This window comes from Moraxella lacunata, from assembly GCF_002027545.1.
In the GTDB taxonomy this organism is placed as follows: Bacteria; Pseudomonadota; Gammaproteobacteria; order Pseudomonadales; family Moraxellaceae; genus Moraxella; species Moraxella lacunata.
The window spans coordinates 20,334-44,447 of sequence record NZ_MXAN01000055.1 but is presented as its reverse complement, the minus strand read 5'-3'; the positions used below and the strand labels follow the sequence as shown (position 1 = coordinate 44,447).

37 protein-coding genes are annotated in these 24,114 nt (G+C 44.9%); 6 read left to right on the top strand and 31 right to left on the bottom strand.

Going from position 1 to position 24,114, the window contains the following annotated elements:
- The first annotated feature begins 87 nt into the window (after positions 1-87).
- Positions 88-1,320 (top strand): beta-ketoacyl synthase N-terminal-like domain-containing protein, encoded by a 1,233-nt coding sequence (locus tag B5J94_RS08375; RefSeq protein WP_062499859.1) that lies wholly within the window; start codon positions 88-90, stop codon positions 1,318-1,320.
- A 113-nt stretch (positions 1,321-1,433) separates the two neighbouring features.
- Here the strand turns inward: B5J94_RS08375 and B5J94_RS08370 are convergent, their stop codons facing one another.
- Both B5J94_RS08370 and B5J94_RS08365 read right to left on the bottom strand, forming a co-directional pair.
- The gene (locus tag B5J94_RS08370) at positions 1,434-1,769 is read right to left on the bottom strand and encodes a type II toxin-antitoxin system HicB family antitoxin (RefSeq protein WP_062499857.1); all 336 of its coding nucleotides are present in this window, start codon (positions 1,767-1,769) and stop codon (positions 1,434-1,436) included.
- Between the two features lie 15 nt (positions 1,770-1,784).
- Positions 1,785-2,072 carry a type II toxin-antitoxin system HicA family toxin gene (locus B5J94_RS08365; protein WP_062499861.1) on the bottom strand — a complete coding sequence of 96 codons (288 nt, stop codon included), beginning with the start codon at positions 2,070-2,072 and terminating at the stop codon, positions 1,785-1,787.
- Positions 2,073-2,206: 134 nt separating this feature from the next.
- Here B5J94_RS08365 and B5J94_RS08360 point away from each other — a divergent pair, with 134 nt between their 5' ends.
- From B5J94_RS08360 to B5J94_RS15025, 4 genes are all read left to right on the top strand, one after another.
- Positions 2,207-3,562, top strand: coding sequence for an anthranilate synthase component I family protein (locus tag B5J94_RS08360; RefSeq protein ID WP_062499855.1), 1,356 nt, complete (start codon positions 2,207-2,209; stop codon positions 3,560-3,562).
- Between the two features lie 121 nt (positions 3,563-3,683).
- On the top strand, positions 3,684-4,802 hold the full coding sequence (locus tag B5J94_RS08355; protein WP_062499853.1) for an acyl-CoA dehydrogenase family protein: 1,119 nt from the start codon (positions 3,684-3,686) through the stop codon (positions 4,800-4,802).
- Between the two features lie 21 nt (positions 4,803-4,823).
- The gene (locus tag B5J94_RS08350) at positions 4,824-6,179 is read left to right on the top strand and encodes an FAD-dependent oxidoreductase (protein ID WP_062499851.1); all 1,356 of its coding nucleotides are present in this window, start codon (positions 4,824-4,826) and stop codon (positions 6,177-6,179) included.
- A gap of 89 nt (positions 6,180-6,268) precedes the next feature.
- Positions 6,269-6,391, top strand: coding sequence for a hypothetical protein (locus tag B5J94_RS15025; RefSeq protein ID WP_265734267.1), 123 nt, complete (start codon positions 6,269-6,271; stop codon positions 6,389-6,391).
- 256 nt (positions 6,392-6,647) lie between these two features.
- Here the strand turns inward: B5J94_RS15025 and B5J94_RS08345 are convergent, their stop codons facing one another.
- The gene (locus tag B5J94_RS08345) at positions 6,648-7,193 is read right to left on the bottom strand and encodes a porin family protein (protein WP_062499850.1); all 546 of its coding nucleotides are present in this window, start codon (positions 7,191-7,193) and stop codon (positions 6,648-6,650) included.
- A 782-nt stretch (positions 7,194-7,975) separates the two neighbouring features.
- Between B5J94_RS08345 and B5J94_RS08340 the strand changes: the two genes are divergently transcribed.
- Positions 7,976-8,626 carry a phosphoglycolate phosphatase gene (locus tag B5J94_RS08340; protein ID WP_062498698.1) on the top strand — a complete coding sequence of 217 codons (651 nt, stop codon included), beginning with the start codon at positions 7,976-7,978 and terminating at the stop codon, positions 8,624-8,626.
- 72 nt (positions 8,627-8,698) lie between these two features.
- Here B5J94_RS08340 and B5J94_RS08335 read toward each other — a convergent pair whose 3' ends face one another.
- From B5J94_RS08335 to rplC, 28 genes are all read right to left on the bottom strand, one after another.
- Positions 8,699-10,225 carry a fumarate hydratase gene (locus tag B5J94_RS08335; protein WP_062498699.1) on the bottom strand — a complete coding sequence of 509 codons (1,527 nt, stop codon included), beginning with the start codon at positions 10,223-10,225 and terminating at the stop codon, positions 8,699-8,701.
- Between the two features lie 474 nt (positions 10,226-10,699).
- Positions 10,700-11,059 (bottom strand): 50S ribosomal protein L17, encoded by a 360-nt coding sequence (gene rplQ / locus B5J94_RS08330; protein WP_029102652.1) that lies wholly within the window; start codon positions 11,057-11,059, stop codon positions 10,700-10,702.
- An 18-nt stretch (positions 11,060-11,077) separates the two neighbouring features.
- Positions 11,078-12,082, bottom strand: a complete 1,005-nt coding sequence (locus B5J94_RS08325) for a DNA-directed RNA polymerase subunit alpha (protein ID WP_062498700.1) — start codon at positions 12,080-12,082, stop codon at positions 11,078-11,080.
- 22 nt (positions 12,083-12,104) lie between these two features.
- Positions 12,105-12,746, bottom strand: a complete 642-nt coding sequence (gene rpsD / locus B5J94_RS08320; RefSeq protein WP_029102650.1) for a 30S ribosomal protein S4 — start codon at positions 12,744-12,746, stop codon at positions 12,105-12,107.
- Between the two features lie 11 nt (positions 12,747-12,757).
- Positions 12,758-13,150 (bottom strand): 30S ribosomal protein S11, encoded by a 393-nt coding sequence (gene rpsK / locus B5J94_RS08315; RefSeq protein WP_003656963.1) that lies wholly within the window; start codon positions 13,148-13,150, stop codon positions 12,758-12,760.
- A 20-nt stretch (positions 13,151-13,170) separates the two neighbouring features.
- Positions 13,171-13,527 (bottom strand): 30S ribosomal protein S13, encoded by a 357-nt coding sequence (gene rpsM, locus B5J94_RS08310; RefSeq protein ID WP_029102649.1) that lies wholly within the window; start codon positions 13,525-13,527, stop codon positions 13,171-13,173.
- Positions 13,528-13,655: 128 nt separating this feature from the next.
- Positions 13,656-13,772 carry a 50S ribosomal protein L36 gene (gene rpmJ / locus B5J94_RS08305; RefSeq protein ID WP_036364264.1) on the bottom strand — a complete coding sequence of 39 codons (117 nt, stop codon included), beginning with the start codon at positions 13,770-13,772 and terminating at the stop codon, positions 13,656-13,658.
- A gap of 14 nt (positions 13,773-13,786) precedes the next feature.
- Complete coding sequence (gene secY / locus B5J94_RS08300; protein ID WP_062498701.1) at positions 13,787-15,109, bottom strand: preprotein translocase subunit SecY; 1,323 nt, start codon at positions 15,107-15,109, stop codon at positions 13,787-13,789.
- Between the two features lie 3 nt (positions 15,110-15,112).
- A complete protein-coding gene (gene rplO / locus B5J94_RS08295) occupies positions 15,113-15,553 on the bottom strand; it encodes a 50S ribosomal protein L15 (protein WP_062498702.1) in 441 nt (146 codons plus the stop codon).
- A complete protein-coding gene (gene rpmD / locus B5J94_RS08290) occupies positions 15,553-15,732 on the bottom strand; it encodes a 50S ribosomal protein L30 (protein ID WP_062498703.1) in 180 nt (59 codons plus the stop codon). Before rpmD ends, rplO begins: the two co-directional genes overlap by 1 nt.
- Before the next feature lie 15 nt (positions 15,733-15,747).
- Positions 15,748-16,245, bottom strand: a complete 498-nt coding sequence (gene rpsE / locus B5J94_RS08285) for a 30S ribosomal protein S5 (protein ID WP_029102645.1) — start codon at positions 16,243-16,245, stop codon at positions 15,748-15,750.
- Between the two features lie 2 nt (positions 16,246-16,247).
- A complete protein-coding gene (gene rplR / locus B5J94_RS08280; protein ID WP_062498704.1) occupies positions 16,248-16,598 on the bottom strand; it encodes a 50S ribosomal protein L18 in 351 nt (116 codons plus the stop codon).
- Positions 16,599-16,613: 15 nt separating this feature from the next.
- Positions 16,614-17,147: a 50S ribosomal protein L6 gene (gene rplF, locus B5J94_RS08275; protein WP_062498705.1), complete on the bottom strand. Its 534-nt coding sequence runs from the start codon at positions 17,145-17,147 to the stop codon at positions 16,614-16,616.
- A 184-nt stretch (positions 17,148-17,331) separates the two neighbouring features.
- Positions 17,332-17,730, bottom strand: coding sequence for a 30S ribosomal protein S8 (rpsH, locus tag B5J94_RS08270; protein ID WP_029102642.1), 399 nt, complete (start codon positions 17,728-17,730; stop codon positions 17,332-17,334).
- Between the two features lie 11 nt (positions 17,731-17,741).
- Positions 17,742-18,047 carry a 30S ribosomal protein S14 gene (rpsN, locus tag B5J94_RS08265; RefSeq protein ID WP_062498706.1) on the bottom strand — a complete coding sequence of 102 codons (306 nt, stop codon included), beginning with the start codon at positions 18,045-18,047 and terminating at the stop codon, positions 17,742-17,744.
- 10 nt (positions 18,048-18,057) lie between these two features.
- Positions 18,058-18,594, bottom strand: a complete 537-nt coding sequence (rplE, locus tag B5J94_RS08260) for a 50S ribosomal protein L5 (RefSeq protein ID WP_029102640.1) — start codon at positions 18,592-18,594, stop codon at positions 18,058-18,060.
- Between the two features lie 20 nt (positions 18,595-18,614).
- Positions 18,615-18,932, bottom strand: a complete 318-nt coding sequence (gene rplX, locus B5J94_RS08255; protein ID WP_029102639.1) for a 50S ribosomal protein L24 — start codon at positions 18,930-18,932, stop codon at positions 18,615-18,617.
- 18 nt (positions 18,933-18,950) lie between these two features.
- A complete protein-coding gene (gene rplN / locus B5J94_RS08250) occupies positions 18,951-19,319 on the bottom strand; it encodes a 50S ribosomal protein L14 (protein ID WP_029102638.1) in 369 nt (122 codons plus the stop codon).
- Between the two features lie 131 nt (positions 19,320-19,450).
- On the bottom strand, positions 19,451-19,723 hold the full coding sequence (gene rpsQ, locus B5J94_RS08245) for a 30S ribosomal protein S17 (RefSeq protein WP_029102637.1): 273 nt from the start codon (positions 19,721-19,723) through the stop codon (positions 19,451-19,453).
- The gene (rpmC, locus tag B5J94_RS08240) at positions 19,720-19,917 is read right to left on the bottom strand and encodes a 50S ribosomal protein L29 (RefSeq protein WP_062498707.1); all 198 of its coding nucleotides are present in this window, start codon (positions 19,915-19,917) and stop codon (positions 19,720-19,722) included. Before rpmC ends, rpsQ begins: the two co-directional genes overlap by 4 nt.
- Positions 19,917-20,330: a 50S ribosomal protein L16 gene (gene rplP, locus B5J94_RS08235; RefSeq protein ID WP_029102635.1), complete on the bottom strand. Its 414-nt coding sequence runs from the start codon at positions 20,328-20,330 to the stop codon at positions 19,917-19,919. Before rplP ends, rpmC begins: the two co-directional genes overlap by 1 nt.
- Before the next feature lie 3 nt (positions 20,331-20,333).
- The gene (gene rpsC / locus B5J94_RS08230) at positions 20,334-21,059 is read right to left on the bottom strand and encodes a 30S ribosomal protein S3 (RefSeq protein WP_029102634.1); all 726 of its coding nucleotides are present in this window, start codon (positions 21,057-21,059) and stop codon (positions 20,334-20,336) included.
- A 2-nt stretch (positions 21,060-21,061) separates the two neighbouring features.
- Positions 21,062-21,391: a 50S ribosomal protein L22 gene (rplV, locus tag B5J94_RS08225; protein WP_029102633.1), complete on the bottom strand. Its 330-nt coding sequence runs from the start codon at positions 21,389-21,391 to the stop codon at positions 21,062-21,064.
- Positions 21,392-21,399: 8 nt separating this feature from the next.
- Entirely contained in the window at positions 21,400-21,675 is a 276-nt protein-coding gene (rpsS, locus tag B5J94_RS08220) for a 30S ribosomal protein S19 (RefSeq protein WP_062498708.1), read from the bottom strand.
- A 12-nt stretch (positions 21,676-21,687) separates the two neighbouring features.
- Positions 21,688-22,515, bottom strand: a complete 828-nt coding sequence (gene rplB, locus B5J94_RS08215; protein WP_062498709.1) for a 50S ribosomal protein L2 — start codon at positions 22,513-22,515, stop codon at positions 21,688-21,690.
- A gap of 11 nt (positions 22,516-22,526) precedes the next feature.
- Entirely contained in the window at positions 22,527-22,856 is a 330-nt protein-coding gene (gene rplW, locus B5J94_RS08210; RefSeq protein ID WP_029102630.1) for a 50S ribosomal protein L23, read from the bottom strand.
- Positions 22,853-23,455 carry a 50S ribosomal protein L4 gene (gene rplD, locus B5J94_RS08205; protein WP_062498710.1) on the bottom strand — a complete coding sequence of 201 codons (603 nt, stop codon included), beginning with the start codon at positions 23,453-23,455 and terminating at the stop codon, positions 22,853-22,855. The genes rplW and rplD overlap by 4 nt, the downstream gene beginning before the upstream one ends.
- Positions 23,456-23,469: 14 nt before the next feature.
- Complete coding sequence (gene rplC, locus B5J94_RS08200) at positions 23,470-24,108, bottom strand: 50S ribosomal protein L3 (protein WP_062498711.1); 639 nt, start codon at positions 24,106-24,108, stop codon at positions 23,470-23,472.
- Positions 24,109-24,114 lie beyond the last annotated feature (6 nt).

Genomic DNA, 24,114 nt, shown 5'->3' with positions numbered 1-24,114 from the left:
GATAAATTTGATTGAAAATTTTACCTTTTTAAGTCATAATTTGTTACAATATCAGCATTACATTTGTAAACATTTTGGAAAATATTTATGAAAAGAGTCGTCATCACAGGCATGGGCATTGTCTCAAATATTGGCAATGACTTAGCCACCGTTACAGGCAACCTAAAAAACGGCAAATCAGGCATTATCTTTAACCAAAGCTATGCCGATAATGGCTTTAAATCGTGCGTGTCGGGCTCTATTGACCAAAGCACGCTTGATGTGTCAGGCATTGACCGCAAGCTAAAACGCTTTATGTCAGACGCAAGCCTATACGCCTATGTGTCCGCCTTATCCGCCATAGATAACGCAGGTCTGTCCCTTGATGATGTGGCAGATAACGTGCGTGTGGCGGTCGTGGCAGGCTCAGGCGGGGCAAGCACGGCAGATGTGGTCGGCTCGGTGGATAACATGAAAGCCAAGGGGCTTCGTGGCGTGGGAGCAATGGCAGTGCCAAAAATCATGAGTAGCACGGTGTCTGCCACGCTTGCCACGGGGTTAAAGATTAAAGGCATTAGCTATTCTCTGTCGTCTGCGTGTGCCACGTCCAGTCATTGTATCGGTCATGCCATGGAGCTAATTCAGCTTGGCAAGGCGGACATGGTCATCGCAGGGGGAGCAGAGAGCGAGCATTGGACGCAGTCGTGTATGTTTGATGCGATGGGGGCGATGAGTACGAGCTACAACGACACGCCCACCACTGCAAGTCGCCCGTATGATGCCACCCGAGACGGCTTTGTCATCGCAGGCGGTGGTGGTATGGTGGTCGTGGAGAGCTTAGAACACGCACAGGCTCGTGGAGCGAACATTTTGGCGGAAATCGTGGGCTATGGAGCAACATCAGACGGATCGGAAATGGTCGCCCCAAGCGGAGAAGGGGCAACTCGCTGTATGCAAATCGCCTTGTCGCAGGCAGGGCTTGATACGGTGGATTATGTCAATTCGCACGGCACATCAACACCGCTTGGCGACATCACGGAGCTACACGCCATTGCAGACGTGTTTGGCGGTGCGGACAAAACCCCGCCCATTAGCTCAACCAAATCCATGACAGGGCATAGCCTAGGAGCGGTGGGCGTGCAAGAGCTGATTTATTGCGTGCTGATGATGAACAACGACTTTATCGCCCCAAGCATTAACATTACCGACATGGACGAAAAAGCCAAGCCTTTTGACATCGTCCAGACCACACGTCAAACCGAGATTAACACCGCCATGAGCAACAGTTTTGGTTTTGGTGGGACAAATTCGGCGTTGGTTGTTAGGAAGTTTAAAGGTTAAAATAAAAACCCAACTTGCTATGAAGTTGGGTTTTGGTTTGTATTTGAGAAATTTTGTAGGGGTAAATGGCAATCTATCCTGCCCAAAAATTACCCCCACAAAATTTAAACCTATCAAACAGACACCGACATTCGCCCTAACTTTTCGCTAATGGCTTGCCCCACAAAAGCATTTAAACTGCTATCACGGCTTGCCATATAAGCACGGCGGTGCAACTCGCTGTCAATGCGTACATTAAATGACCCTTTAAATGGCTTGTCAGGCTCTATCTCCCGCTCATCACAAAACGCCAAATAATCGTCCACGCTGTCATAAAACGCCTGTTTTAGGTCGTGGGCGTTGTCGGCTTCAAAGGTAACAAGCTGATTGATACCGATGAGCTTGCCATAAAACATCTCATCATCATTATCCAGCTCAAATTCGCCCACATAGCCTTTATAAGTCATCATCGTTTGGCTCCTTGTCTAATTTTGGTTCGTTGATTGTTCGGTTTGGGGTTCGTCAAAATAACCTTTTTCGCTCAAATAGGCTTTGACTGCTTTTAATGCTCCGCCCTTAATGGTATTTTCGGGGTGGGGTTTGTGCAAGTGAATGCGGTCGCTGTCGTCATCGACATGAATAAAAATAACCCTTGACCCTGCCCGCTCGTGCATTTCATAGCCGAATTGTGATAATAGCGTTACCAAATCACTAAACACAAAGGTGCTAATATCGCCTTGCAACTTGGCTTTTAGCTTATCTTTTTTGGTCATGGCTTGCCTTGTAACTGTATTTAGTTGCATTATATCGCCCATACTACCCCTTGTCAAACTCAAAATCAACGCCAAACCCCTTTCCCTTTTTTTCATTTTCCTTTAAAATCTCCCTTTTTCCTTACCCTTTAAAAATGCTCACACACCCCATTACCACCACGCACACCCCAAGCCAGCTTGTCGCACTCATCGCCACGCACCGCCCTGATTGGCAGGTGTGTTTTTTGCACAACGCCCATCGCCCCATCATCGGCATTTGCCCTGCTGTTTCGTGGACTGCCGTCTTTGCAAATGGCTTATCCATTCACAAAACAACTCGCCAAAACGACAACCACACTTACCCCACCACCTATACCGATTGGCAAAACGAGCTTATCGCCTACTGCCAAGCCCACGCCCCAAGTCCCACACGCCAAGGCGACTATACGCACGGCTTAATGGGTTTTATCGGTTATGACTTATCGGCTCATGAATTAAATCCTAACATCGCTATCAAGCCTGACCAGCCTTGTGCCTATTTTGGGCATTATGACATTTATATAAAACCGTGCAAGCATGGGTTTGAATTGATTGGCATCAATGCCGATAAAGAGATTTTTGATGAAATAAAAAATAATTTAACTGAGTTATTAAATCAACAATTACCAAAACCAAAACCTGCACAATTTATTTCATCATGGCAAAAGCAAGATTATAATCACGCCTTTAACCAAACCCAAGAATACATCAAAGCAGGCGACACCTATCAAATTAACCTTACCCAAAAATGGCAAGCGGATTTGGATAATTTAGTCAGTCATTTGCCCCAACTGCAAGATAAAATCAATGCTCCATTTGCAGGGTATTTAAAATTGGGCAGATTTGAAATTTTATCGGTATCGCCTGAATTGTTTTTTGAATTTCATCAAATCAATGATAACATTCATATCATCACCAAACCCATAAAAGGCACACGCCCACGCCATAATAACGCTGATATAGACAATGCGTTAAAAAATGAACTTGCAAACAGCGAAAAGGACATGAGCGAAAATTTAATGATTGTGGATTTACTCAGAAATGACTTAGGAAAATACGCCCATATCGGCACGGTAAAAACCCCCAAACGCTTTGCCATTGAAAGTTTTAAAAACGTACATCACATGGTTAGCACCATTACCGCCCAATTAAAAGACGTGCATGGCTTAGAAGTCTTATTTGGCAGTCTGCCCGCAGGGTCAATCACAGGCACACCCAAAAAACGGGCGTGCGAGATTATTCATGAATTAGAAATCTCCCCCCGTGGGGCGTATTGTGGGACAATGGGTTATATGAATTTTGACGGTACGGGCAATTGGAATGTACTCATTCGCACTTTGCAAAAATGGCAAAAGACGGAACTTTGGGCAGGGGGCGGTATTACCATAAAATCGGATAGGGAGAGTGAATACCAAGAATGTTTGGATAAGGTGGGGAATATATTGCAGATGATACATGGCGAGTGCGAATAAATGTACACACTCCTATCGCCATGTTCCCAAATATGCTATACTTATGCCAAATCGGAAAATAATAAGCCCATTCTTTCATTTTATAATACCACTTATTCCAAAACGACATAAGAGCCTTTTCATGTTTCACTTTACCGACCAAACCGCCTTTTTAGACAACATCGCCACACTCGCCGACACGCACATCGCCCCCAAGGTTATCGATATTGACAAGGGTTATTACCCCCTTGCCGAGATGGCAGAGCTGGGCAAGGCAGGGCTGTTCGCCCCACACCTAAACGCCCACGGCAACCGCTTTGATTTGGCAATCCTTGCCAATGCCAACGTGGGACGAGTGTGTGGCACGACCGCTTTTTTGACGTGGTGTCATCAGGTGATGGGGCTGTATATTGACCAATCGGACAACAGCCTATTAAAGGGCGAGTTTTTGGACAACCACGCCCTTGCCAACACCTTTGGCGGTACCGCTCTGTCCAACCCGATGAAGACATGGGCGAACATCGAGAACATGAAATTTGTCGCCAAAAAGGACGGCAACGGCTACAAAGTCAGCGGTATCCTGCCGTGGATTAGCCACATCAAAGACGGTCAATACTGCGGTGCCGTGGCACAGATAGACGGCACGGACGATGAAGTATTTTTCCTATTGCAGTTTGACAAGGCACGCCAAGACTCATGGCGACTGCACCCCTGCCCTGCGTTTAGTGGTATGGAAGGGTCTAGCACGCTACGCATTGAGCTGACCGACTACCCCATCGGCACCGATGACATCATCGCCTTGCCCTGCAAAGATTTTATCGCCCGTATTCGCTCGGCGTTTGTACTCATACAACTTGGTATCGGGGCAGGGATTATCATGGGAGCCATTGATGACATCAAAGAAGGCACGGCAGTCTCCAACGCCTTTTTAGAAGACCAAGCAGGCAGTCTGACCTTGGAGCTTGACAATCTGGTCGCCAAAACCCTAAGCCTTGGCAAAGACCCCTTTAACAGCGACAAAGAGTTTTTCTTAGACGTGCTAAACGTGCGTGAACAAGGGGCAATGCTCACCCTAAAAGCCACCCAATCTGCCATGCTTCACCAAGGAGCAAAAGGCTATCTGATGACCGCCCACCCCCAACGCCGTCTGCGTGAAGCCCAGTTTGTGGCGATTGTCACGCCTGCCATCAAGCATTTGCGTTATCTGTCTCATCAGCTGATGGATGAACCCAAAGTTAAACCGATTGAATATTTCATTTAAATTTATATAAAAAAGGTAATCATGACAACTTCCCCCACCGATGGTCGTGGTGCATGGCGTAAATTCATCTGCCTTGCCTGTGGCTATATCTACGATGAAGAATTAGGCGACCCCGAAGATGGCTTGCCTGCTGGCACTCGTTTTGAAGACATTCCCGATGATTGGCAATGCCCACTATGTGGCGTACGCAAAAGCGACTTTGAGCCTTATGAAGAGACGAGCCACGTCGCCCCTGCTGTCGTCTTTGACCGTACCGAGCGTGGCGTGGTCATCGTTGGGGCAGGTCTTGCAGGTTGGGCGATGGTAGACGCTTTGCGTGCTTTGGACAAGGATTTGCTCATCACACTCATCAGTGCCGATGACGCCGACCGCTATCACAAGCCCATGCTGTCGGTCGCCCTATCTCAAGGCAAGGGACGAGCCGAACTGGTGCGTGCCACGGGCAGTCAGTCCGCCCTTGATAATAACGTACGCCTACTTGCCAACACCTACGTCACCAACATTGACACCCACACCCAGAGCCTGCACACCACCCGTGGCACGGTGTATTATGATAAGCTCATTCTTGCCATCGGTGCCAGCCCTGCCTATCCGCCCACCATCGCCAAAGAGATGGCATGGCACGTCAATCACTTGGAGCGGTTTGACGAACTCAAATCTCGCCTAACCACCCCCAAGCACGTCGCCATCATCGGGGCAGGCATGATTGGCACTGAGCTGAGCGAAGATTTGATAAAGGCAGGTCACAAGGTCAGTCTCATTGACGTACACCCCAGACCTTTATCCGCCCTACTGCCTGCCGTGGCGGGCGAGCGGATTTTAAATGCCATCGAAGCCCTTGGGGTAAATTGGCTTGGTCATAGCATGGTCAAAGGCGTAAATGCCACCGCACACGGCTATGAGATTGACTTATTTGACTGCGACAGCGAGACGGTCAGTCCCTTGTTGGTCGATGAAATCATCGTCGCCACAGGACTTCACGTTCACGAACGCCTGCCCTTGCGTGCCAATCTGACCTTTAACAAACACACAGGCATTGCTGTCAATCCCCAAACCCTGCAAACGAGCGTGCCTGACATCTACGCCCTAGGCGACTGTATCAGCATTGATGGCGTGCCTTGTCGCTATGTCGCCCCCCACCGCTCACAGGCGAGCGTGATTGCAGGGCAAATCATCCAGCAAGACGGGCAAAGCACCATCTACAAACACACCCCACCGATGATTCGCCTAAAAAATAAATGCATCAGCGTCACCGCCAACGGTCTACCCAAAGGCGTGGGCGACTGGCATGTGCTTAGCGATGATGAAAACGGGCTTGTGTTAGAGATGAGAGAGCATGGCAATGTCATGGCGACAGCAACGATAAAATCACCATAGCAAGCAAAAATAAAAAATACTAAAATAAAAAAATTGGGGCGATGATTTGCCCCTTTTTTATTAGGGCGTGTTGAACTTTGGTATTTGCAATGAAAAATGAGAAAAATCGCATGTTTTTCAAGGAAAAAACGCAGGCTGATAGTCATTCTATCAGACAAGTTTTTGACGATGAAAAACAAGATTTAGCCATTTTTCATGCAAAAATTGATTGAAATTGTCAAATTTTCATCTTATTTTATAAGAATGTTATCAATGTTCAACACGCCCTAACTACGATATTTTATAGTAAATTAAGCCCAATTTGCACCAATGCCAAATCTTGAAAAATACCTTGTAGGGGCGTGTTGAACACGCCCTTTGGTGGTGTATTTTGAAGTTAAACGATTATAATTGAGTTTACGATACTTTGAACAACAAAAAACAACCGTAAATCGCTTTACGGTTGTTCTTGATATTGCTCAGTTTGACTTAGAAAGTTAGGTGAGTACCGATACCCCACATGTTCGCATCAGAGTTTAAGTAGTTATAGCCTGCTTCGATACCGAAGTTAGCGGTTGGTTGGAAACCCAGACCCACGCCACCAGCGACAGAAGTTTTGTCTTGGTCTAGTACGATGTTACCGCTTGTGCTTTTGGCTTCGGTTTTTGCCACACCCAATTTGCCTTTGGCATATACAGGGCTACCTGCGAACTGATAACGGTAAGTACCATAAGCACCATAAGTTTTGGCATCGTACTCACCCTTACGAGTCGCTGTGGTGATGTCTGCATCATCAGTGCCTAGGTATTCAGCTTCAACACCGAAATTTTGGTCGAAGTTATAACCACCGTACACGCCATAAGCTGTCGCTTTGTCAGCGTTAGCACCATCTACATCTACGTCAATTTGACCTGCTTTAACACCGATGTAAGGTTGCCCTACACCATTAACACCGTAGCTCACGGCAGCACTGGCACTCATTGCCAATAGTGATGACGCACCAAGAGCTAGTAGGGCTTTGTTTAATGTTTTCATGGTTTCTCTCCAATTATGGTGCAAGCACCGAGTTTGTTTATTATGTCGCCATCTGACGAATTCATCATCAGTGCCGATGTGTGTATAGTAACAAAATATTTCTAAAAAACTGTGCGTATTTGTGGTGTTAAATGTAAAGTTTTGCAAAATTTACCCCCACCCCTTTTTACATTGGATGTCTTTTGCAATATTTTGTTACTTTTATCACAATCCACGCTCAAATATTGCGTTATTTTGCCAAAATTATGCCAAAACTCATCTTATTTACCCCATTTCACACCCAAAATTCGCAAAATATCGCCATTTTTAAAATTTTTTTGATAAATTTTTAAAAAATACATTCAACCTTTTGGTAAAGCACACCATCAAAACAGTCAAATTTGGGCAAAATCGGCAAATTTTACATAAATTGTTACAATTTACGCCAAGTTTTCATGATTTTTTGGTCAATGTTACAGGGCGTGCCTGCCTTTGGTATTTGCCATGAAAAATAGGAAAAATCGCACGTTTTTCAAGGAAAAGTCCGCAGTTGATATTGAAATATCAACAAGGATTTTGACTTCGAGCCACAATCCGACCACTTAAATTTAAAAAATTAAGTAAAAACCTTAAAAATTTACACGATTTAAGTGGTCAGATAGCCATTTTTCCTGCAAAAATGGATTGAAATCATCAAATTTTTACCATATCTTATGAGAATGCTATCAACGGTAGGCACGCCCTAATTTTTTGATAAAATTTAGGGTAAATTTTTTGGTAAATTTTAAAAAATAGGCAAATTTATGACAAAATCACTCATCATTTTTGATTTGGATGGCACGCTCATCGACAGTGTGCCTGATCTGGCGGACGGCGTGGATAAAATGCTTGCTCATTTTGACAAGCCCCCTGCTGGCACCGACAACGTGCGAACATGGGTGGGCAACGGCTCCACCAAACTCGTAGAACGGGCGTTGGTATGGGCGGGTTTATCACTTGATAATTTGCACCACGCCCATGAGCTGTTTTTGACAGAATATGCCACTTGTCAAGATAAGACAGTAGAGTATGACGGGGTAACAGACGGGCTAAATCGCCTTATCAAACAAGGCTTGACGCTTGCCCTGTGTACCAATAAGCCTGCTCAATTTTTGCCCGACATTTTGGCAAACATGGGCTGGACGGACAAATTCGCCTGCATCATCGGGGGCGACAATTTGCCTACTAAAAAGCCTGACCCTGCTCCGCTTTTGCATATTTGCACCACGCTTGGCATAGACAAATCGCAAGCGGTCATGGTGGGCGACTCCAAAAATGACATCACAGCAGGGCAAAATGCAGGGATAACCACGCTCGCCCTAACCTATGGTTATAACTATGGCGAGCCGATTGCGGACAGTCGCCCTGATGGGGTATTTGATAATTTTGGCGATTTGGTTGCCTTTCTTTTATGACCTAAAAAACACACCCCAAAGACCTTGCCTTGGGGTGTGCTGCGGTTTATTTATCAGACATTTATCAAGCGTTTAGCCTGCCACCACAGGGATTTTACCGATTTTGGCTTGCCAGATTTTTGGGGCGGTGGCGTGTACCGATACGCCATTACTATCTACCGCCACCGTTACGGGCATATCTTTAACTTCAAATTCATAAATCGCTTCCATGCCAAGCTCGGGGAAAGCAACCACTTTGGCATTTTTAATGGCTTTTGAGACCAAATATGCCGAACCGCCCACCGCCATGAGATAGACTGCTTTGTTGTCGGCAATGGCTTCACAGGCGATTTTACCACGTTCGGATTTACCAATCATACCCAAAAGACCAGTTTGTTCTAGCATTTGACGGGTAAATTTATCCATACGAGTGGCGGTTGTCGGTCCTGCCGGCCCCACCACTTCATCACGCACAGGGTCAACAGGCCCAACGTAGTAGATGAGCTTGTTAGTGAAGTCCACAGGCAAGGTTTCGCCATTATTTAGCATGTCAGTCATGCGTTTGTGAGCGGCGTCTCGCCCTGTGTAGATTTTGCCGTTAAGTAGTAGCACATCGCCTGTTTGCCATGTCGTCACTTCTTCTTTGGTTAGGGTGTCTACATTGACACGCTTACCGCTATCGGGGCTGTAAGTAATGTCAGGATACACGTCCATGCTTGGCGGTTCTAGGTTTACCGCCCCTGTGCCGTCAAGCTCAAACTCCACATGGCGAGTGGCGGCACAGTTAGGAATCATCGCCACAGGCTTAGATGCGGCGTGCGTTGGATAATCTAGGATTTTGACATCAAGCACGGTGGTAAGACCACCCAAGCCCTGAGCCCCAATGCCAAGTGCGTTTACCTTTTCAAACAGTTCAAGACGTAGGCTCTCTGTGGTAGATAGCTCTGCTCCGCTTTCGGCTTTGGCTTTTAGCTCATGAATGTCAATGTGACTCATAAGACTTTCTTTTGCCAAAAGGGTTGCTTTTTCGGGCGTGCCACCGATACCAATGCCCAAAATACCCGGCGGACACCAGCCTGCACCCATTTCAGGAATGCTCTTTAACACCCAGTCCACAATGCTGTCAGACGGGTTTAGCATGGCAAGTTTGGATTTGTTCTCACTACCACCCCCTTTGGCAGCACAGGTAACTTCCACCTTGTCGCCTGCCACGATTTCCATGTGAATGACGGCAGGGGTGTTATCTTTGGTGTTCACTCGTTTACCCGCAGGGTCGGCGAGTACAGACGCTCGCAGGGTATTATCAGGGTGATTGTAGGCACGGCGAACACCTTCGTTTACCATGTCCGCCACGCTCATGTCAGACTCCCAAGTTACGTTCATGCCAACTTTTAGGAACACGGTCGCAATCCCTGTATCTTGGCAAATCGGGCGTTTGCCTTCGGCACACATACGGCTGTTTACCAAAATTTGGGTCATGGCATCTTTGGCGGCAGGGTTTTCTTCACGCTCTAAGGCTTCGGCTAGGGCTTGGATATAGTCGGTGGGGTGATAGTAGCTGATGTATTGAAATGCATCTGCAATGGACTGGATAAAGTCGTCTTTTTTGATGACAGTCATGGTAATCTTCCTTTTGGCTGGCTAAAAAGCTGGCTAGATTTTGCTAAAAAGCGGTGTTATTGTAGCATAGATTATCACTGCTTTAAAATGTTTTTCCCAATTAGCGCACAGAGCAATCATACCACACCCCACCAAACAACAACTGTTCAAGATAAGACCCATTTTACAAAGTTCTCATTCTATATTTAATAGAAAGTTTGACATGACCACTTACTAAAATTAAATTTAATACAGCACAAATTAACAAGACGCACTCACTATTGGTAATATTTTTATAGACATGATAAAAATTTGATGATTCAATCAATTTTTGCATGGAAAATAGCAAAGTCAGACTCGTCCTAGTTTTAAAGTTTTCAACTATAATTTGACATCAATCGTCTTTTTATTTGTCAAAAACACCAACAAACCAAAATCCATGCAATAAAAAAACCAAACCTTAAAAAGGTTTGGTTTTCGTAGAAATAGTGACTATTATGGACGGTCAACCAATTCCACATAAGCCATTGGTGCATTATCGCCATCACGATAACCGCATTTGATGATACGCAAATAACCACCTGGGCGAGTCTTGTAACGTGGTCCTAGCTCATTGAAAAGCTTACCAACGGTTGCCTTGTTACGAGTACGGTTAAAAGCAAGACGGCGATTAGCAACGCTGTCTTCTTTTGCCAAAGTGATGAGTGGCTCTGCTACACGACGTAGCTCTTTTGCTTTTACCAACGTGGTTTTGATTAGCTCATGTTCAATCAATGAATTGGTCATGTTTTGGAACATAGCCTTACGATGGCTGCTGGTGCGACCCAGCTTGACTCCGCTATTACGATGTCGCATGGTCAGTATCCTTTAAAATTAACGGCTACGGTAAGAGAAACGGTCATCAACTCGCAAATCGCTTGGTGGCCAGGTCTCTAAACGCATGCCCAACTCCAAACCTTTTGACGCAAGTACGTCTTTGATTTCAGTTAATGATTTCTTACCTAAATTTGGTGTTTTTAGAAGTTCAGTCTCAGAACGTTGCACCAAATCACCGATGTAGTAAATGTTTTCAGCTTTCAAGCAGTTTGCTGAACGAACCGTTAGTTCAAGGTCGTCCACTGGGCGTAATAGCACAGGGTCAATCTCTTCTTTTTCTTTAACTGGTTCAGGGGCTTCTTCAGCTTCTAAATCAACGAAGATTGCAATTTGTTGTTGCAAAATCGTAGCAGCCTTACGAATCGCCTCTTCAGGGTCAATCGTACCATTAGTTTCAAGCTCAATGATAAGCTTGTCAAGATCAGTACGTTGCTCAACACGAGCATTTTCAACGTCATAAGCCACACGCAAAATAGGGCTAAAACTTGCATCAAGCTTCAAACGTCCAATCGCTTTAGAATTGGCATCTTCACGACGTTGATTGGCAGGCTCATAGCCACGACCCGTTACCACACGCAAACGCATTTTTAAATGTCCACGTTCACTTAATGTACCAAGTACCAACTCAGGATTGGCAATCTCAACATTATGTGGCAGCTCAAGGTCAGCAGCAGTTACGACACCTACACCCTTTTTGTCCAATGTTAAATAAGCTTCGTTTTGGTCATGTAAAATGATTGCCAAACCTTTTAGGTTCAAAAGCAAATCCAATACATCTTCTTGCAAACCTTCTAGTGTTGAATATTCATGATCGACGCCTTCAATTTCAGCTTCAATCACGGCAGCACCAGACAACGAAGATAAAAGAATGCGACGAAGAGCATTACCTAATGTATGCCCAAAGCCACGTTCTAACGGCTCGAGCGTGACCTTAGCAGTCGTTTCATTAACCGTATCTACATTAATTGCAGACGGTGTTAGAAACTCAGTTACATTTGTCATAAGTCACCTCGATTAGTTCGGATTATTTAGAATATAGTTCTACAATCAAGCTTTCGTTAATTTCAGCAGGTAGGTCACTGCGATCTGGTGCAGTTTTGAACGTACCTTGTAGTTTGCTGTGGTCAACTTCTAGCCATTCTGGAATGCCACGTTGAGTCGCAAGCTCTACTGCGTTTTTAATACGAAGTTGTTCTTTTGACTTCTCATGCACAGCAATCACATCACCGTCTTGAACTTGGATTGAAGGAATGTTCACACGAACAAACTCATCACGACCTGCTTTTTTTAGCAGGATTGCACGGTGGCTCACTAACTGACGTGCTTCTGCACGAGTAGCACCAAAGCCCATACGATAAACAACGTTATCCAAACGGCGTTCTAGCATGCCAAGTAGGTTTTCACCAGTAGCACCACGCATACGAGCAGCTTCTTTATAGTAGTTTGAGAATTGACGCTCAAGCACACCATACATACGTTTTACTTTTTGCTTCTCGCGAAGTTGTAGGGCGTATTCAGAGGCTTTATTTTGGCTATTGCCATGCTGACCAGGTACGCGACCTGATTTTTTTGTCTTAACGTCGTAAGCTTTTACACCTGATTTTAGTTGCAGGTCAGTACCTTCACGGCGAGACAATTTTAATTTTGGACCAATATAACGGGCCATGAGTTATCTCCTTAAACGCGGCGTTTCTTAGGCGGGCGGCAGCCGTTGTGTGGAATTGGGGTTACATCGCTAATGCTGTTAATTTTATAACCCAATGCACCTAATGCACGAACCGCAGACTCACGACCTGGTCCTGGACCTTTAACCAAGACATCAACGTTTTTAACACCATAGGTTTCTTGTGCTGTTTTACCAGCAACTTCAGCAGCAACCTGTGCAGCAAAAGGCGTTGATTTACGTGAACCACGGAAGCCTTGTCCACCTGAGGTGGCCCAAGCCAATGCATTACCCTGACGATCGGTAATGGTTACAATGGTGTTATTAAAAGACGCATGAATATGGGCGATACCTTCAGATACCGAACGACGTGCCACTTTTTTGCGGCTACGAGTGTCTTTTGCCATCTTTTAGCTTCCTAAATTAGTTACTTTTTAATTGCTTTGCGAGGACCTTTACGGGTACGCGCGTTGGTTTTAGTGCGTTGACCACGAACTGGAAGACCACGGCGGTGACGAAGACCACGGTAGCAACCCAAATCGACCAAACGCTTGATGTTCATTGAAATTTCGCGACGAAGGTCACCTTCGGTAGCGTAATTTGCAACTTCTGCACGAACAGCATCCAGTTGTGAATCATCTAACTGACCAATTTTGGTGGTCTCGCTGATACCTACGGTTGCCAAGATTTTCTTAGCAGTAGTGCGACCAATACCAAAAATGTAAGTTAGCGAAATCACAGCGTGTTTGTTGTCCGGAATGTTTACACCGGCAATACGAGCCATTGATTTCTCTCCGTTAGCACAAATGCTAGGCATTTGCTGTTTTACTCTACTGCTATCCTAGATAACAGCATGGCAAGTAGCGGATAATACAATATCCGCTACAAAATTGCAAGTATTAATTTGTAAAATTAACCTTGACGTTGCTTATGACGCGGCTCTGAACTGCAAATAACCAATACTTTACCTTTACGGCGTACGATTTTGCAACTGCCACAGATTTTTTTTACAGACGCTTGAACTTTCATGTCTACTCCTAATGTCATTTAGACTGGATTAAAGTTTGATCATGGTATTGATGGGTCATCAGATGTGCTTGCACCTGTGCGATGAAGTCCATGAGCACAACCACCATAATCAATAAAGATGCACCACCCAACTGAAAAGGCACGCCAAATGACGTTTGAATCACCATTGGCATTAGGCAAATGATTGCCATATACATCGCACCAATAAACGTTAGGCGATTTAGGACAAAATCCAAATATCGTTTCGTTTGCTGTCCTGGGCGTATGCCAGGAATATAAGCACCACTACGTTTTAAATTCTCTGCCACCTCACCTGGGTTAAACATCAATGCTGTATAAAAATAACAGAAAAAGATGATTAGCACACCAAACAGTAATAGATACAAAGGACTGCCTGGCTGCAAGATGAGTGAGATATTCTGCATGATATTTTGCAGTGTGGTTGGATTCGCCGAAGAACCTGACCATTGCCCTAAACTTGCAGGCAACATCAGCAATGAGCTGGCAAAAATCGCTGGAATCACCCCTGCCATATTGAGTTTTAATGGCAAATGTGATTGTTGCTGAGCATAGACTTTGCGTCCTTCTTGCTGTTTTTGGGCATAATTAACAGGCACACGACGTTGCGCACGTTCAATATAAACAATGCCAGCTGTCACAGCCAAGCCCAACAAGGCAAAGATAAGGACAACCATTAAGTTCATGTCTTGACTAAATGCACCTGCAATCATGCCAGGGGCACTTGATATGATACTGGCAAAAATAAGCATGGATATGCCGTTGCCAATGCCACGCTCAGTAATCTGCTCACCAAGCCACATCAAGAACATCGCTCCTGCAACCAATGAAGTCACCGCAGGAATCATAAAAGTCAAACCAGAGCTTAATGTCAAACCACCAGCAACAAGACCTGCCGACATACCGACCGCTTGCACAAATGCCAAAGCAAGTGTACCCTGTCTGGTGTATTTATTCAAAATACGCCGACCTGACTCGCCTTCTTTTTTTAGGGCATCAAGCGAAGGTATCACCGCCGACATCATCTGCACCACAATAGATGCTGAGATATAAGGCATGATACCCAGTGCCATGATGGACATACGCTCCAAAGCACCTCCAGAGAACATGTTAAACATACCCAAAAAGGTGTTTTGACTGCCATCAAAAAATTGAGCGAGACGAATGGGATTCATGCCTGGCACAGGAATATGCGAACCCAAACGATAGACAACCAACGCCCCAAGCAAAAATAACATGCGATGCCATAGCTCATCGTATTTACGAATAAAAGCTAATGGATTTAATGGAATGCCTGATTTAGGCGTTGATTTAGACATGGATTACTCCTCGACGCTACCGCCAGCGGCAACGATGGCTTCTTTTGCACCTTTAGTAACTTTTACGCCTTTAAAGGTTAAAGCACGGCTAATCTCGCCTGATAGGATAATACGAGCACGCTTCATGTCATCACGGATGATGTTGGCAGCTTTTAGCGTTTCAAGTGTTACCTCATTGCCTTCAATTTTGTTAAGCTCTGATAAACGCACTTCGGCTGTTGTCAAGGCTAATTGACTGGTAAAACCAAATTTTGGCAAACGGCGATAGATAGGCATTTGACCACCTTCAAAGCCTGCTGGAATGCTTGAGCCTGAACGTGAAGTTTGACCCTTGATACCACGACCACCAGTCTTACCTAGACCTGAGCCAATACCACGACCACGACGTTGGGCAGTCTTTTTTGCACCCACTGCTGGCGCAAGTTCATTTAAACGAAGACCCATTACGCTTCCTCCACTTTAACCATGTAATGTACACGATTTACCATACCACGAGTAGATGGTGTATCTTCTACTTCTACGGTATGACCGATGCGACGTAGTCCCAAACCTTTTAGGCAGGCTTTATGGCTTGCCAAACGGTGTGAGCTAGACTTAGTTTGAGTAATTTTCATTGTTTTCATAACACTCACCTACTCTTAGCCCAAAATTTCTTCAACAGATTTGCCACGTTTAGCAGCAACTTGCTCTGGTGAAACCATGTCACGCAGACCTTTAAAAGTTGCATAGACCACGTTGGCAGCATTGGTAGAACCATAGCATTTTGCCAATACGTCTTGAACGCCAGCAACTTCTAGCACAGCACGCATTGCACCACCAGCAATAACACCAGTACCTTCTGATGCAGGTTGCATGTATACTTTTGATGCACCATGACGAGCATTAATAGGGTGTTGTAGTGTTGTGCCAGCAAGCTCAACAGTAATCATGTTACGCTTAGCAGCTTCTAGTGCTTTTTGGATGGCAGCAGGCACTTCACGAGCCTTACCACGACCAAAACCAACACGACCATTACCATCACCAACCACTGTCAAGGCGGTGAAAGAGAAGATACGACCACCTTTTACAACTTTTGCCACACGGTCAACGGCAACCAATTTTTCTACCAAACCGTCAGTTTGTTCAACTTTTGCCATGATTAGAACTCCAATCCGTTTTCACGAGCAGCGTCAGCTAATGCTTTAACACGGCCATGATATTTAAAACCACTACGATCAAATGCAACCTTAGTGATGCCCGCAACTTTTGCACGCTCTGCAATCAGTGCACCCACAGCTTTTGCTGCTTCAACATTACCAGTCGCACCTGAGCGAAGGGTTGAGTCAAGGGTTGATGCCTGAGCCAAAACCACACCACCTGTTGGGGCGATGATTTGGGCATAGATGTGACGTGGCGTGCGAGTAACGGTCAAACGGTTAGCGCCTAATTGACGGATATGGGCACGGGTTTTTTTTGCTCGGCGAAGACGAGCTGATTTTTTATCCAACATGTTTGCTCACCTTACTTATTTTTTCTTAGCTTCTTTACGAAGAACCACTTCATCGCTATAACGAACACCTTTACCTTTATAAGGCTCTGGCGGACGGAAGCTACGAATCTTAGCTGCTGCTTGACCCAATTTTTGCTTATCGTTTGATTTTAGAACGATTTCAGTTTGGCTTGGGCTTTCGGCAGTCACACCTTCGGGAAGATTATAAGCAATCGGGTGAGAGAAACCTAGGTTAAGGTTTACCACGTTGCCAGCAACTTGGGCACGGTAACCAACACCGATAAGTTGCAAACGACGCTCAAAACCTTCACTCACACCTTGAACCATGTTGTTCAACAATGCACGCACAGTACCTGTGTGCATCCACGCTTCTTTGGTGTCTTTGACAGGAGCAAGAGTAACCACGTTATCTTCTTGCTTTAGCTCGACCAAATCATGCAGGCGTAAAGGCAAAGAACCGTTCTTGCCTTTAACTTCAACCTGCTGACCGTTCAAAGTAACGCTGGTACCTGCAGGTAGCGTTACTGGGGCTTTAGCCACACGAGACATAGGAATTTCCTTTAATGATAAAAACAACCATCGATAATTGATGGCAATGAATAATAACCAACTCTTATTATCCAAGATAATTTAAATTGGTTAAAAAAGCAGGGTATTATAACACAAAAAATCCTTAGAGTAAACTAAGGATTTTTATTTTTGTCACTTTAAATAAAAATAATAAATAAAGTGATTAGGCAACCAAAGCGATAACTTCACCACCAATGCCAGCTGCACGTGCTGCACGGTCGCTCATGATGCCTTTGCTGGTAGAGATGATGGCAACGCCCAAGCCTTTTTGAACGCTTGGTAGTTCATCTTTACCACGATATTGGCGTAGACCAGGACGGCTATAACGCTTAAGCTCAGCGATAACACCTTTGCCTTGGTAGTATTTTAGTTCAATATTTAGAACTTTTTTGTTGTTTTCGCCGTCAACAACTTCAGCAGAAGTTAGATAGCCTTCAGCAACCAATAAATCAGCAATTGATTTACGTAGCTTAGAAGCAGGCATTTCTACACTTGGCTTGTTTCTTGATTGTGCGTTGCGAATGCGGGTTAGCATATCAGCAACTGGATCTTGCATACTCATTGCGATACTCCTTACCAGCTAGCTTTACGAACGCCAGGTACATCACCTTGCATTACACGCTCACGCAACTTGTTGCGTGATAGACCAAATTTACGGAAATAGCCGTGTGGACGACCAGTCAAGCCACAGCGATTACGCAAACGAACTGGTGATGAGTTGCGTGGCAGTGCTTGTAGAGCAAGCATTGCGTCTAGACGCTCTTCGTCACTGGCATTTACATCACTGATAACTGCTTTTAGCTTTGCACGCTTCTCGGCGTACTTAGCAACTGTTTTTTCGCGTTTTAATTCGCGATTAATCATGCTTTTCTTAGCCATAACGTTTACCTTATCTAAATGGGAAGCCGAATGCTTTTAGCAATGCACGACCTTGGTCGTCATTAGCAGCAGTCGTTGTGATGGTGATGTCAAGACCACGAATACGGTCAATTTTATCAAAATCAACTTCAGGGAAAACGATTTGTTCTTTGATACCTAGCGAGTAGTTACCACGACCATCGAATGCTTTTGCAGAAAAACCACGGAAGTCACGAATACGAGGAATCGCAATGGCAATTAAGCGGTCTAAGAATTCGTACATTTGGTCGCCACGAAGGGTTACTTTACAGCCAATTGGCCACTCTTCACGAATTTTAAAGCCTGCCACTGATTTGCGTGCTTTGGTAACAACTGGCTTTTGACCAGCGATGACAGTCATGTCTGCCAAGGCACCTTCAAGTAGTTTTTTATCTTGTGCTGCACCACCAACACCCATGTTCAGAGTGATTTTGGTGATTTTTGGCACTTGCATGACATTTTCTAAGCCAAGCTCATCTTTGATTTGTTGCTTTAGCTTATCATTGTATAAAGATTTTAATCTTGCCATTACTATATACCCTTAGTATCTTATGCAGTCGCCACTACTTCACCAGTAGAACGATAGATACGGACTTTTTTGCCCTCTTCGTTTACTTGGTAAGCAACACGATCTGCTTTTTGGGTTGCTGCGTTATAAATTGCAACGTTTGAAATGTGTAGAAATGCTTCTTGCTTAACGATGCCACCTTCTTTACCTAGCATTTGGTTAGGTTTTTGATGTTTGGTTACAATGTTAATGCCTTCAACTTTTACACGGTCTGCTTTAACCGCCAAAATTGTGCCTTGCTTGCCTTTATCTTTGCCAGCAATCACAACCACGGTATCGCCTTTGCGTAACTTTGCCATAGGATAGCCTCTAAAAGTTTACAGTACTTCTGGTGCTAGTGAAACAATTTTCATGAATTGTTCACCACGTAGTTCACGGGTAACAGGTCCAAAAATACGAGTTGCGATAGGGGCTTTGTTATTGTTTAGAATAACTGCCGCATTATCATCAAAACGTAGTACAGAACCATCTGGACGACGTACGCCTTTTTTGGTACGTACAACAACCGCATTCATCACGTCGCCTTTTTTAACACGACCACGAGGAATGGCTTCTTTTACTGTTACCTTAATAATATCGCCAACTGATGCATAACGACGATGCGAGCCACCCAGCACTTTAATGCACTGTACACGTCTTGCACCACTGTTATCTGCAACTTCCAGCATTGTTTCAGTCTGAATCATCGCATTACTCCATAAATAATAATACAATAAAAGCCATTCGCTCCAATTTATGCTATTTTGCACAAATTTGGTAGATGAACGCCAATAAAGACGTTCATTATACTAGCAAATGACTTTTAATGCAAATAACTTTAAATTTTTACCGCAGTTTCAACCACGTCTACCAAAGTCCAAGTTTTGGTCTTTGAGATAGGACGTGTTTCTTTGATACGAACGATATCACCTTCTTGACAAACGTTGTTCTCATCATGAGCTTTTAGCTTGGTAGAACGACGAACTTGCTTGCCATACATTGGGTGACGAATTTGGCGTTCAACAAGGACAGTGATAGACTTGTCCATTTTGTTGCTGATAACTTTGCCAGTCACAACACCGACTTCTTGAGTTTGGTTATTCTCGCTCATGCATCGCCTCTTTGTTTTTCGTTAAGCAAAGTCAAGATTTTTGCAATCGTGCGACGATTTGCTTTAACTTCGTGAGTGTTACCTAGCTGACCCGTTGCTTTTGCCATACGTAGGCGAAATGCATCAAGTTGCTTTTCGTCAAGCAATGTAGCCAGCTCTTCTACTGATTTTTCACGTAATTCGCTTATTTTCATTACATTACCGTCCGTTTAACAATGGTGGTTTTGAAAGGCAGCTTAGCAGAAGCCAATGTTAGGGCTTCACGCGCAAGCTCTTCGCTCACACCTTGGATTTCGTATAGCATTTTACCTGGCTTGATTTCAGCCACCCAGTACTCGACTGGACCTTTACCTTTACCCATACGAACTTCCAATGGTTTTTCGGTAATCGGTTTGTCTGGGAACACACGAATCCAAATTTTACCGCCACGCTTGATGCGACGAGTAATGGTACGACGAGCTGCTTCAATTTGACGAGCAGTCATGCGACCACGACCGATAGATTTTAGACCAATCTCACCAAATGCAACGGTATTGCCACGTTGGGCAAGGCCTGTGTTACGACCTTTGTGCATTTTGCGGAACTTGGTACGTTTTGGTTGTAACATGGCTTACCCCTTGTCTGAATTACGACGGTTGCTGGTACGACCACGGCGTTTTGGTGCACGAGTCTTCTCTTCTGCAACTGGATTGTAAACGCTGTTCATGCCGTCTAGAATTTCACCACGGAAAATCCAAACTTTCACACCGATAGTACCGTAAGTGGTCTCTGCACGAACTTCTGCATAATCAATGTCAGCACGCAATGTGTGTAGCGGTACACGACCTTCACGATACCACTCAGTACGAGCAATCTCAGCACCGCCTAGACGACCTGACAGTTCAACTTTGATACCGCCAGCACCAGCACGCATGCTGTTTTGCACGGCACGTTTCATTGCACGGCGGAACATCACACGACCTTCAAGCTGTCTGGCAATACCAACAGCAACCAAACGTGCGTCTAGGTCAGGCTGAGTAATCTCTTGGATATTTACCTGAGCAGGAACGCCCATAAGTTTGGTTAGGTCTTTTTGAAGTGCTTCAATGTCAGCACCTTGTTTACCAATAATCACACCAGGACGTGCTGAATGAATGGTAATCTTAGCGGCACCCGTAGGACGCTCGATGCTGATGTTGCTTACCATGGCTTCTTTTAGTTTGTTGCGTAGAAAATCACGCACTTTGAAGTCATTTAGCAAGTATTCTGAGTATTGCTTTGGGTTTGCGTACCAGTTAGCGTTGTGCTTTTTGATAACGCCCAAACGAATACCAATTGGATGTACTTTTTGACCCATGATTATGCTCCTACTTTAACAGTGATGTGGCAAGTGCGTTTGCTGATACGGTCAGCACGACCTTTGGCACGGGGCATAATACGCTTCAAAGTAATACCTTCATCCACATAAATGGTAGAAACACGTAGTGTGTCAATATCTAGACCATTGTTGTGTTCAGCATTTGCAATCGCTGATTGTAAGCATTTTTTAACAAGTTTAGCACCTTTTTTGTTGCTAAATGTCAAAATGTCTAAAGCACGCTCGATTGATTTACCACGAACTTCGTCCGCAACCAATCTTACTTTTTGTGCCGAAATAGCGGCACCACGTAATTTTGCAGTTACTTCCATGGTACACCTTATCTCTTAGATTTCTTGTCAACGCCATGACCACGATATGAACGGGTTGGGGCGAATTCACCAAGTTTATGACCAACCATTTGCTCACTCACGATAACAGGTACATGGGTACGACCGTTGTGAACAGAAATGGTCAAACCGACCATTTGTGGTAAAATCATGGAACGACGAGACCAAGTTTTGATTGGCTTACGGCTGTTTGTTTCTAGGGCGTTTTCTACCTTAGCAAACAGATGTGCGTCAATAAACGGGCCTTTTTTTAACGAACGAGGCATAAAACTCTTCCTTTATTTCTTGGCACGACGGCGACGGATAATCATACTGTCAGTACGCTTATTAGAACGGGTTTTAAGACCCTTAGCTTTCTGACCCCAAGGACTGGTTGGATGTTTACCAAAGTTACGTCCTTCACCACCACCGTGTGGGTGATCAACCGGGTTCATTGCCGTACCACGAACGGTAGGACGAACGCCACGCCAGCGTGCTGCACCTGCTTTACCAAGTGATTTCAGGTTATTTTCAGTGTTAGACACTTCACCAATAACCGCACGGCAATTTGCGTGAATACGACGGGTCTCACCCGAACGTAAACGAACAATCACATAAGCACCATCACGACCAAGCAGTTGAACCGCTGCACCAGCAGAACGTGCAAGTTGTGCACCTTTGCCGATTTTTAGTTCGATGTTGTGAATGACGGTACCCACTGGGATATTTTTAAGTGGCAAGCAGTTACCTGGACGGATAGGAGAACCTTCGCCAGATTGAACCTGATCGCCTACTGCCAATTTTTTAGGTGCGATGATATAACGACGCTCACCGTCTGCATATTTTAGTAGAGCAATGTGTGCAGTACGGTTAGGGTCATATTCAATACGCTCAACAGTTGCAATGATGCCGTCTTTATTGCGCTTGAAGTCAATTAGACGATAATGTTGCTTGTGACCACCACCGATATGACGGGTAGTGATACGACCGTTGTTATTACGACCACCAGTTTTTGCTTTTGATTCAACAAGCGGTGCATAAGGACGACCTTTATAAAGGTGTGGATGCACAACTTTTTCAACAAAGCGGCGACCTGGTGAGGTTGGTTTTGCTTTTACGATAGGCATGGTTATAATCCTTATTCGTTAGTCGCTGTTTCGCCAGTGGCTTCTTCACCAGCACCGATTTGTACGTCTGAACCTGCTTTTAGTGTTACATACGCTTTTTTAACGTCAGAACGCTTGCCAACAACACGACCAAAACGCTTGGTTTTACCTTTGGTATTTAGCGTGTTTACTTTGACAACTTCAACGCCTTCAAACATAAGCTCAACGGCTTGTTTGATTTCACGCTTGGTTGCACTGCTGTCCACTTTGAAAACTTGAACACCTAGGCTATCACCCAAACGTTGAGATTTTTCAGAAAAAACAGGGGCTTTTAGTACTTGATATAGTCTTGCGTTACTCATGCTAGTGTCTCCTCAAATTGCTTGGCGGCTTCAACCGTCATGATAACTTTGTCGAAAGAAACCAAGCTAACTGGGTCAACTTCACGAGTACCTAGTACATTCACGTGTGGAATGTTGCGAGCTGCCAAGTATAGATTCTCATCAACTTCGTGAGTAACAATCAATGCACGTGGGGCATTTAGCTCGGCAAGTTTAGCAACCAAACCTTTGGTTTTTGGACTATCAACACCGATAGAGTCCACCAAAACCAAACGCTCTTGGCGTACAAGTTCCGCTAGGATACATTGCATGGCACCACGATACATTTTGCGGTTTACTTTTTGAGACCAGTCTTGTGGTTTGGCGGCAAACGCACGACCACCACCTACCCAAATTGGTCCACGGATAGAACCCGCACGGGCACGACCAGTACCTTTTTGACGCCATGGTTTTTTACCGCCACCAGATACTTCGCCACGAGTTTTTTGTGCACGAGTACCTTGACGAGCACCAGCTAGGTAAGCAGTTACGACTTGGTGTACTAGGGCTTCATTGAACTCACGACCAAATGTCGTCTCTGATAGTTCAACCGCCGCACCTGTAACAGTTTTTAAATTCACGTTAATCCCCTCAACTAGGCTTTGACTGACGGACGTACGATAACATCGCCACCATTAGCACCAGGCAAGGCACCTTTGATGACCAGTACACCTTTTTCGGTATCAATAGACACAATTTCAAGGCCTTGAACAGTAACACGTTTGTTACCCATTTGACCTGGCATTTTTTTGCCTTTGAATACTTTACCTGGTGTTTGGTTCTGACCGGTAGAACCAAGTACACGATGCGACACAGAGTTACCGTGTGTGGCGTCCTGAGTGCGGAAATTATGACGTTTTACGCCACCTTGGAAGCCTTTACCCTTAGACTGACCAGTGACATCAACCAACTGACCAACTTCAAATAAATCCACCAAAATGTCGCCGCCAACTTCACGACCTTCAAGTTCGCTTGCGTCAGCTCTAAATTCCCAAACACCACGACCAGCGACAACGCCAGCTTTTGCGAAGTGTCCTTTTTGTGCAGCAGTTACACGGCTTTCACGACGCTCACCTGTGGTGATCTGAATTGCGTCATAACCGTCAGTGTCTACTGTCTTGATTTGTGAGATACGGTTTGCGTTAACCTCAACCACTGTTACAGGAATAGATGCACCTGCCTCAGTGAAGATTCGGGTCATACCACGCTTAATACCGACTAAACCAATCGCCATTTTAGA

What these genes read in the sequence shown, in the direction of transcription:
- B5J94_RS08375 (WP_062499859.1), top strand. Translation starts at nt 88, where the DNA reads ATGAAAAGAGTCGTCATCACAGGCATGGGCATTGTCTCAAATATTGGC.
- B5J94_RS08370 (WP_062499857.1), bottom strand. Translation starts at nt 1,769, where the DNA reads ATGATGACTTATAAAGGCTATGTGGGCGAATTTGAGCTGGATAATGAT.
- B5J94_RS08365 (WP_062499861.1), bottom strand. Translation starts at nt 2,072, where the DNA reads ATGACCAAAAAAGATAAGCTAAAAGCCAAGTTGCAAGGCGATATTAGC.
- B5J94_RS08360 (WP_062499855.1), top strand. Translation starts at nt 2,207, where the DNA reads ATGCTCACACACCCCATTACCACCACGCACACCCCAAGCCAGCTTGTC.
- B5J94_RS08355 (WP_062499853.1), top strand. Translation starts at nt 3,684, where the DNA reads ATGTTTCACTTTACCGACCAAACCGCCTTTTTAGACAACATCGCCACA.
- B5J94_RS08350 (WP_062499851.1), top strand. Translation starts at nt 4,824, where the DNA reads ATGACAACTTCCCCCACCGATGGTCGTGGTGCATGGCGTAAATTCATC.
- B5J94_RS15025 (WP_265734267.1), top strand. Translation starts at nt 6,269, where the DNA reads ATGAAAAATGAGAAAAATCGCATGTTTTTCAAGGAAAAAACGCAGGCT.
- B5J94_RS08345 (WP_062499850.1), bottom strand. Translation starts at nt 7,193, where the DNA reads ATGAAAACATTAAACAAAGCCCTACTAGCTCTTGGTGCGTCATCACTA.
- B5J94_RS08340 (WP_062498698.1), top strand. Translation starts at nt 7,976, where the DNA reads ATGACAAAATCACTCATCATTTTTGATTTGGATGGCACGCTCATCGAC.
- B5J94_RS08335 (WP_062498699.1), bottom strand. Translation starts at nt 10,225, where the DNA reads ATGACTGTCATCAAAAAAGACGACTTTATCCAGTCCATTGCAGATGCA.
- rplQ (WP_029102652.1), bottom strand. Translation starts at nt 11,059, where the DNA reads ATGCGACATCGTAATAGCGGAGTCAAGCTGGGTCGCACCAGCAGCCAT.
- B5J94_RS08325 (WP_062498700.1), bottom strand. Translation starts at nt 12,082, where the DNA reads ATGACAAATGTAACTGAGTTTCTAACACCGTCTGCAATTAATGTAGAT.
- rpsD (WP_029102650.1), bottom strand. Translation starts at nt 12,746, where the DNA reads ATGGCCCGTTATATTGGTCCAAAATTAAAATTGTCTCGCCGTGAAGGT.
- rpsK (WP_003656963.1), bottom strand. Translation starts at nt 13,150, where the DNA reads ATGGCAAAAGACACTCGTAGCCGCAAAAAAGTGGCACGTCGTTCGGTA.
- rpsM (WP_029102649.1), bottom strand. Translation starts at nt 13,527, where the DNA reads ATGGCTCGTATTGCCGGTGTAAACATTCCGGACAACAAACACGCTGTG.
- rpmJ (WP_036364264.1), bottom strand. Translation starts at nt 13,772, where the DNA reads ATGAAAGTTCAAGCGTCTGTAAAAAAAATCTGTGGCAGTTGCAAAATC.
- secY (WP_062498701.1), bottom strand. Translation starts at nt 15,109, where the DNA reads ATGTCTAAATCAACGCCTAAATCAGGCATTCCATTAAATCCATTAGCT.
- rplO (WP_062498702.1), bottom strand. Translation starts at nt 15,553, where the DNA reads ATGGGTCTTCGTTTAAATGAACTTGCGCCAGCAGTGGGTGCAAAAAAG.
- rpmD (WP_062498703.1), bottom strand. Translation starts at nt 15,732, where the DNA reads ATGAAAACAATGAAAATTACTCAAACTAAGTCTAGCTCACACCGTTTG.
- rpsE (WP_029102645.1), bottom strand. Translation starts at nt 16,245, where the DNA reads ATGGCAAAAGTTGAACAAACTGACGGTTTGGTAGAAAAATTGGTTGCC.
- rplR (WP_062498704.1), bottom strand. Translation starts at nt 16,598, where the DNA reads ATGTTGGATAAAAAATCAGCTCGTCTTCGCCGAGCAAAAAAAACCCGT.
- rplF (WP_062498705.1), bottom strand. Translation starts at nt 17,147, where the DNA reads ATGTCTCGTGTGGCTAAAGCCCCAGTAACGCTACCTGCAGGTACCAGC.
- rpsH (WP_029102642.1), bottom strand. Translation starts at nt 17,730, where the DNA reads ATGAGTATGCAAGATCCAGTTGCTGATATGCTAACCCGCATTCGCAAC.
- rpsN (WP_062498706.1), bottom strand. Translation starts at nt 18,047, where the DNA reads ATGGCTAAGAAAAGCATGATTAATCGCGAATTAAAACGCGAAAAAACA.
- rplE (WP_029102640.1), bottom strand. Translation starts at nt 18,594, where the DNA reads ATGGCAAGATTAAAATCTTTATACAATGATAAGCTAAAGCAACAAATC.
- rplX (WP_029102639.1), bottom strand. Translation starts at nt 18,932, where the DNA reads ATGGCAAAGTTACGCAAAGGCGATACCGTGGTTGTGATTGCTGGCAAA.
- rplN (WP_029102638.1), bottom strand. Translation starts at nt 19,319, where the DNA reads ATGATTCAGACTGAAACAATGCTGGAAGTTGCAGATAACAGTGGTGCA.
- rpsQ (WP_029102637.1), bottom strand. Translation starts at nt 19,723, where the DNA reads ATGAGCGAGAATAACCAAACTCAAGAAGTCGGTGTTGTGACTGGCAAA.
- rpmC (WP_062498707.1), bottom strand. Translation starts at nt 19,917, where the DNA reads ATGAAAATAAGCGAATTACGTGAAAAATCAGTAGAAGAGCTGGCTACA.
- rplP (WP_029102635.1), bottom strand. Translation starts at nt 20,330, where the DNA reads ATGTTACAACCAAAACGTACCAAGTTCCGCAAAATGCACAAAGGTCGT.
- rpsC (WP_029102634.1), bottom strand. Translation starts at nt 21,059, where the DNA reads ATGGGTCAAAAAGTACATCCAATTGGTATTCGTTTGGGCGTTATCAAA.
- rplV (WP_029102633.1), bottom strand. Translation starts at nt 21,391, where the DNA reads ATGGAAGTAACTGCAAAATTACGTGGTGCCGCTATTTCGGCACAAAAA.
- rpsS (WP_062498708.1), bottom strand. Translation starts at nt 21,675, where the DNA reads ATGCCTCGTTCGTTAAAAAAAGGCCCGTTTATTGACGCACATCTGTTT.
- rplB (WP_062498709.1), bottom strand. Translation starts at nt 22,515, where the DNA reads ATGCCTATCGTAAAAGCAAAACCAACCTCACCAGGTCGCCGCTTTGTT.
- rplW (WP_029102630.1), bottom strand. Translation starts at nt 22,856, where the DNA reads ATGAGTAACGCAAGACTATATCAAGTACTAAAAGCCCCTGTTTTTTCT.
- rplC (WP_062498711.1), bottom strand. Translation starts at nt 24,108, where the DNA reads ATGGCGATTGGTTTAGTCGGTATTAAGCGTGGTATGACCCGAATCTTC.